Here is a 7,849-nt window from a genome sequence, read left to right on the forward strand (position 1 = left end):
TTGAAATTTTCTTAACAGTTTCTAAGTATTGCTTAACAAAAAATTAATGTTAGGTTTTTTACTCCCATGATTGTCACTCTTCTCAAACGTATTTTTGTTTATTTTTTACTTGTCAATTATCTTCATTTAAGCATCGTCCCGAGTTTTGCAGTTGCTGAAAGCTTAACGTGGAACCATTGGAAGGAAAATGATTTCAAGCTAAAGGTTAGACGCAAAGCTGTTTACAGTGAGGAGATAGATGTGCTTCAAGCGGGCATTGAAGTGACTCTCAAATGTAAATCATTCCCCCAGGATATTACCTCAGATAAAGAGATTCTTTTCCATTCATTTTTGCCTGATGGGGACTCTTTGCCGGAAGATGAACAGAAGAGCAGTTATTTAAGGAGAGTAACTGATCCAGAGATTGGCTATATAGGGTATCAATGGCAAACAAAGTATCTCCCGAATTTAAACTTTCTCATTACTCATGACGGTTCTGTGCTGGCAACAGGAAAAAATAATCAGTTAGGCAGTTTAACCATATCAAGTCATTCAGAGGTTCATTTACAAAACCTCACACTTGCCTCGCTGCAATTAAAAGCCTCAAAAGTTGAGTTTGGCAATCATGTTGCTTTAACCGAGGCCAAGCTTTATTTAAATGGCCCTAGAGCCCAGGCCGTTGTCAGAAAAGGGGCAACAGTCAACCTTCCCTATCTTTCCCTTTTACAAGGTACTCTTAAAAATAAAGGGACAATTCGCAATATAAGCGGCACGCACTTGCACGCAGAACAGCATACTACGATCAATAACCAAGGAACTATTGCGACAGAATCTTATCTTCATTTTACAGGAAGCGGCATTCTGAATAATCATAAGCGCATTGTCGCCAGTGCTTTGACGGGGAAAGTAAGCGAATTAAATAATTACAAGAGCATTACTGCTGCGGACATTAACCTATTGATGCTGAATAGGCTGTATAACACTGGAAAGATTGATGGAGAAGACACAAACTCCTTAGCAGTGTTGTCAGGGGGAGCTGAGAACAAAGGGACAATAAAGGGAAACAGCTATAAAGTCATTGCCCAAGGGAATATTGCTAACAAAGGGAAGGTGACAGGTCAAAGCGGTGTGATCAAGTCCTTAAGCAACACGGTGGCGAATGAAGGCACAATTGAAGGGGCCTCTATTACGGCAGATCACCTGGTTAATGCTCCCACAGGAAATATCGTAAAGTCTCACCGTATTGAGGTAAAAGATGCCGAGAATTATGGCGTTCTTGATACGGATAAGTTGATCGTTAAAGAGCGTGGGACCTTCACAAATAGAGCAGATATGCTCGTGCGAAGTGTGGCAGGGGGTGGTTCTCTTTATAACCACTCCCATTTGGTTTTGGTGGGGAATACTCAAGGCCCTGCTATTATTGATATTCATGAGTTTGTCAATGAAAACGGCTATGGCAAAAAAGCTCTTGTGAAAGGTGGGCATGCTAAAATAGGTGCAGGCGTTGAAAACCTCATCCTGGGACAAGGACATGTGAATGTTAATACCTTGATGATTGAAGGCGGAAATACCACCGCTCAATACTCTCAATCAGGAAAAATGAGGGTCTCCCACCTGACAATGAACCAAGGTCATTTTGCCAATAAAGGCAAGATGATCATAGACACTTTGGATGGAAATATCAGTGATTTTTACAACTATCAAAAGTTGAAAGTTGCTGAGAAGGCTATACTTTCTAACCTTGTCAATGAAGGGATAGCCTCGATTAACCAGCTAAGTGTTACAGGGCAAGGTGTCAATAAGGATAAGCTTACAATAGCTTCAATCGAGGGAAGTGGATCCTTTGACAACCAAGGGCAATTAGATTTTATTGGCAGCACAGCAGACAACGTCCCTGCAAAGATCGAAGTTGCGGATTTCCTCAATCAAACAAATCCTACGCTGGGGCGGGAAGCAACTATCACCGCAGGGTATCTAGACTTGTATGCGACAACCCAAATTTTTACCTTAGGCGCAGGTAATGTTAACATAAAAACTCTGTGGATTGAAACAAGCCAGAATATGAATCTTTCCAACGCTGGTCATTTAGAGATCGAAACAGCCTACATGAACCAGAAGGCGTTTCACAATACGGGAACCTTTCGGATTAATGTGCTAGCCGAGGTTCATGAGCTGTATAACCAGGGTCAATTAAGTATTTACCAGAACGCTAGTTTGAATAGGTTCATCAATAGTGGCTATGCTCAAGTGTATCAAAAATTGATCCTTCAGCACGCTCTAGAAAACACAGGGCGGCTTGATCTGATTGATGCTGATATCTACGCTAGTACTCATAATCTAATAAACCAAGGGATTTTATTGATAAAAGCTGGCCGCAGCGCTACACCCCTTAACCTTATTAATTATGGGACGCTGGCTCTTCATGAGGGGGGCACCTACGGAACATTAATTAATTATTCTGGTGGCAAAACAGAATTTGACCAAGGTGGCTCCTACAGCTTTGACACCTGGGAAAATCATAATGAATGCCAGATTAACCTCTATGGCCCGCAGTGGACGATTGCAAAAGCGCCTACCTCAGGAATAGCCACCTCAGGACCCGAAGGAGTAGTTTCAGTTCAAAATATACGCAGCTCCTCAAAGATCTCTGCCGAAAACACCTTAGTTTATGACTTACCGTCGCCGCATCAAGGAACATGGAAAGCAGACACCCTGGTCTACAAACAACCTGGGAAAACCCTGACACCTCATAACCTTGTTAATCTGAATGCTCCGCGTTTGGAGGTGGAGGCGGCCAATTTTGAAGTTTCCCAGGCAACTCAACTTTCCATGCCCCATTTAGTCTTAAAATTAACTGGCCATCTGCATGTAGATCAGGATTTGGCAGCCAACAAAATGGAAGCGTATGCCAAAGGCGACTTTCGTTGTGGCCTTCATAATAACGCTCTGGTGCGCCTGACTACAACCGGTCTATTAACTCTTGAGGCTTCCGTTATTGATGCTCGGTACAGTAAAATTTGTGGGGGAGGGAATACATTCCTCCACGCCACTCAAGGATCTATCTTTGTAGGCAGTGAGAAGGCTATCCCAGCAGACGCTGGCGCCTATATGACAGCTTACCTTAATGAGTATTGGAACAGAGGGCATCCGGGCTCTCGTATCAGCCCTGCGCACCAGTCGGTTACCACCATTCCTTATACTCAAACAATCTCGAATAATGCCTATGTGGCCAGCCAAGGGCCGCTTATCCTTCAGGCGGATGCGGGTAATCTTTCCATAAGAGGGGAAGTTTTTGCCCAAGAATATCTTTGTCTTGGCGCCAACCTTGATCACGGCGTCATTAGCGCGAAGACTGCCAACATTCGTGCCAGAGGGGATATTTATTGTCAGGGGAAAGAATATAATCAAGCTCGTACTTCCATGGTTGATCTTTCCATCCCAGGGCATTATCTTTATTATCCATCTAGGTCCCTATTCTCTTCGCCTAAAGTAGGACAGACAGACAATCGGTTTAGCTTAGTCAATGAAGAGGGCAGCACTCTTCAATCTCTCGCAAATATTCATTTTAACACGCAAAGTGTCGTCAATATTGCAAGCGATATCTATGCAGGCCACAGCATTTTCCATAACGGTAGGCTTGCTGCTAGCCCGAGCCAACCCTTTAATGGGATTTTTAAAAATGAAGCCTTAAAACCCTACCATTTAGTTTATCTATACTTGGGGATAACACATGCTTTCCCCGATGTCTTGTTTCCTACCGTTCCTGCCCGCGTCATTGCTGGTCAAACGATGAGCATCAATACGGGTCATATTAACTTAACAGGGTCAACCAATGCTTTTGTAATCAGCTTTAATGCATCAACCTTGACGGCTAGAAACATTGACCCTATTACGCCAACTGCCCAAGGAGTAAACCATCAAGGGGTAAACTCTGCCTATGACACTCACCTGATTCTTGACTTGGTCGAATTGGGTCGGCAATACTATGGCCCCCAGGGGTTCATCAGAGCCTTGCCGGATGGTAGCATTACAACGGATGTGCCTGTTTCAGGGGGCCTTATCCCCACTGCCCAACAAATGCTCTTTTACCAGCCAGAGCTCTTTGATGGTACTATTCCGTCCGTTGAGCAGCTGCAGCAAAACCACACGTCGATCCCAACTTACATTACGGATCCTTTACTACGCTTCATGATTGATCCCTTACCCTTGCAATTTATCTTGCAGCGCGCCATGGCAGAGCATGTCGGCACGCTCAACATTGACGGCGTCAGTGGTGAAGCGTTGATGCTCGACTTATTCCATAATGCCGAACAGATGCGCCAACAGCATGAATCGGGTATCATTTCTCACAAAGAGCTGGCCAGAATAAAAAAGGCGATGATTACTTTTCAGGCTCGCTCCATTCAAAATGAACTTAAAGCAGCTGCGCAGCTGATCATGCCACGGGAATTCGTTAATCCCCATCGCGATTCTTCTGGCAGTATTACGGCGGGTGATACAATTGATTTGATCTCTAGCGGTGACCAGGAGCATACCGGCAATCAGGTGGTGGCAAAAAACCGCCTCAAGGTAAAATCGACTGGCGGCAAAATTACTAGAGCCACGGAGAATCAGACCCTTGTTTCTTATCAACATGGTATAATGGTTCCTCAAGAAGCTGCCGGACGCCAACAGCTGTTTGCTAGCCTCAATGATAATGCGGAGATAGAAGGATTTAATGGATTAGACTCAACAGGGGTTGCCACCTTCGGCGGAAAGAATGTTATCTTCCGCTCTTCCAATGGACATATAGATCGGCCATTAGTCTCAAAGCACACTGAACTTAAAATTGAAAAGAAGCGTGGGTTCTTTGGTTCCTCAAGTAAAACCACGACAACAACCACCTATAGCCATCTGCCCAGTACAACAGGGGCGGTTGAGAATGTCATTAATGATGTCTCTGGTGGCCAAGGCACTTCCCTCATAGGAACCCAGGTTCACGCCGGGCAGCAGATTGTGTTCGAGGGGGATGCATCGGCAGATATCAACGCAAAAATCTCCACGAATACGACGGAAGTTGAGGAAAGTAAGAGTGGGATCATGTCTCGTTCCCATCAACGACAGCAGGTTGACCAGCCTTCAGTGACCAAAGCGCTGTTGAAGGCGGGAGAAAAGATTATCTTTAAGACACCCTCGGCATCATTGACAGGAGTCGATGCCATTACCCCGCTTTTTGTGAACGACACGGCTAACGGTCTGACAGTAGGTTCTGCCATTGCGACAAACCGCCAACAGGTGCAGGGCAGTTCGAGTGGCTGGACTGGCCGCACAAAAGTTACGATTGACCGCGGCGAAGAGATCGCCATCCCCACAGTACTGGAAGTGGACAAGATCGTCTCAACCGCCAGTGCATTGAAGCGGATTGTGACAGATTCTGAAAGGCCTGTGCCCTTAACGGTGGAAGGTGTGTATGAGGAGACGATCCGCCATTTAGAAAAGTGGAACTATGAGAAGGTGGAATCCAGCCGCTGGAGCAAACCTGTCATGGTAGCTATCGGCATTGGGATGGCATACTTCGCCGGGCCTTGGGGAGCTTCTGCAGCTAAGGGATTGGGCCTGGGAACGGCCATGGGAACCATGGTATCTGCCGGTGTGACGGGGCTTGCGTCCATGGCAGGGACGACCTTTGTGGCCAATAATGGTGACTTGGAAGCCACCCTCAAAAACATGACTTCGCGTAACAGTGTCATGTCTCTAGCAGCACAAGTTGCCAAGGCAGGTCTTATAGGGGCGCCTCCACCCGGATTAAATGCGTCCTTTGGCCAAATTACGAGCTATGCGGCGATGAGTACCCTGGTGGGTGGCGGTGTAAACGTAGCATTGGGCCGGGAAAGGGCTAGCGAAGCCTTCCACAATGCCGGGATTAACTTTATCGGTGAAGTGGCAGGCCGGGTTGGGGCAAATCAGATTAGTCGGATGTATAGCGGCACCCTCCCTGATGGCAGACCTGACCCTAATGGCCGTAGACTGAATTTCTGGACACACAAAGGAGCCCACGGAATCGTTGGTCTTGGCCTCGGCGCCCTTCAAGGCGATCCTGTCGCCGGCGCGCTTGGTGGCATGGTGGCTGAGCTTGTCGCTGATCTTACGGTAGATGATGCTAAAGACATCCGCGCTCGAGTTGATGAAAAAGTAGACAGACAAGGAATCTCTAAAGGTAGCCAAGACTACCAAAACCTCGTCCGTGCAGAAGTTCAAACAACAATGAACTGGGGCAAACTCGGCGCCGCCGTCGCTGTCGCCCTTGCTGGCCACGATGTCGATGTGGGGGTTGATGTTGCAACGAATGCGCTTGAGAATAACTTTGTTCCGCTGGTTGCTGTTGGCGTAGCAGCAGTTGAAGCATTGGCTAGTGCAGGTGGAGCCACATTAGCTGCCAGTGCCGGTGTTTTGACTGCACTAGGCCTTAATGAGTTGGCCAACTCTCTTAAAGAAAATGATGACTCTTCGACCGTTGCCATGGATGCCCATCCCGAAGGGGCCAGATGGGTTGATGAGGGAGTCACAACTGAAGAGGCAAGATCAAGGCCACTCATTACCCCAACGCCAGAGAGAATGCCAACTTTAGGAGGGTATGAGGGTGCTTCTTCTGATGTGAGAACTAGAGATGAAGCATATGGCGTGCATAATGGGCCAGATGCGTCGATATTGACAAGCGAAAAGCAAAAAGAGTTCAGTTTATCAAAAGAAGATATTGCTAAAGTTTATAAACACGATTGCTTTGGAAAGTTTTACCAAAACAAGGAAGATGAATTGTATTATACAAAAGATCAAGCCAGACATGGCGGCTCGGCCTGGAAAGTTTATCGTGAAACTGGTAAAGGCCTGGAATGGGAAAAGGATATAGATAAGTTCGGAAAAACAATGGATAAGCATAAAGGGGACACTGGGAAGTTTATTCCCAAAAAAGACTTAAATGGAGTGAATGGAAAATGATTAAAAGTGCAGACGAATTTATTCGCTTAAGAAAAAGCCGCGTGCCTGAAGAATATAACCGCGCCAATGATGAATTTATTCCGGATGACGTTTGCCATGAAGTCATCCAGAAAGACCTAGAAATGAAAGAGTATATCGCTGGTAATTCTTCTATTTCTTTTGAGATGATTGCTTATTTAGCAGAAGATGAGGATGTAAGTATTCGCTGGCGTATTGCCCAAAAAACCAATTTAACCCGGAAACTATTTGAAAAATTTGCAAGCGACCCGGATGAAAGTGTTCGGCATCGAATCGCTGTTAACCCAAATACGCCTTTAGATATTCTAGAAAAGCTGACTCATGATGAATGGGACGTGTGTGCAGAATCAGCTCAGCGAAGATTAAAAGAAAGGCTAACTAAGACAACTTAAACCCCTTATCTATCAATGTGATCTTTGAAATTTGTGAATAGCTTAGGACGTTCGCCTTTTCGGCATCATTGACAGGAGTCGATGTCAGCACCCCACAGGTGGTGAACGACACGGCTAACGGTCTGACGCTGGCGTCAAAGATCGCCCAAATGCACCAACAGGTGCAGGGCAGTTCGAGTGGCTGGACTGGCCGCACAAAAGTTACGATTAACCGCGGTGAAGAGATCGCCATCCCCATAGTACTGGAAGTCGACAAGATTGTCTCAACCGCGTAATAACTTCGTATAGCATACATTATACGAAGTTATACGATGGGGATAACACATGCTTTCCCCGATGTCTTGTTTCCTACCGTTCCTGCCCGCGTCATTGCTGGTCAAACGATGAGCATCAATACGGGTCATATTAACTTAACAGGGTCAACCAATGCTTTTGTAATCAGCTTTAATGCATCAACCTTGACGGCTAGAAACATTGACCCTATT

3 protein-coding genes are annotated in these 7,849 nt (G+C 46.0%); all 3 read left to right on the top strand.

Translation table 11 applies throughout. The annotated features are described in order from the left end of the window. Positions 1-66: 66 nt before the first annotated feature. Positions 67-6,954: a DUF637 domain-containing protein gene (locus IG80_RS0107785; RefSeq protein WP_032113523.1), complete on the top strand. Its 6,888-nt coding sequence runs from the start codon at positions 67-69 to the stop codon at positions 6,952-6,954. Further along, on the top strand, positions 6,951-7,364 hold the full coding sequence (locus tag IG80_RS0107790) for a hypothetical protein (protein WP_032113524.1): 414 nt from the start codon (positions 6,951-6,953) through the stop codon (positions 7,362-7,364). The genes IG80_RS0107785 and IG80_RS0107790 overlap by 4 nt, the downstream gene beginning before the upstream one ends. 68 nt (positions 7,365-7,432) lie before the next feature. Beyond that, on the top strand, positions 7,433-7,639 hold the full coding sequence (locus tag IG80_RS15095) for a hypothetical protein (protein ID WP_156962121.1): 207 nt from the start codon (positions 7,433-7,435) through the stop codon (positions 7,637-7,639). Positions 7,640-7,849: the final 210 nt, after the last annotated feature.

Source organism: Candidatus Paracaedibacter symbiosus (assembly GCF_000757605.1).
Lineage (GTDB): Bacteria > Pseudomonadota > Alphaproteobacteria > Paracaedibacterales > Paracaedibacteraceae > Paracaedibacter_A > Paracaedibacter_A symbiosus.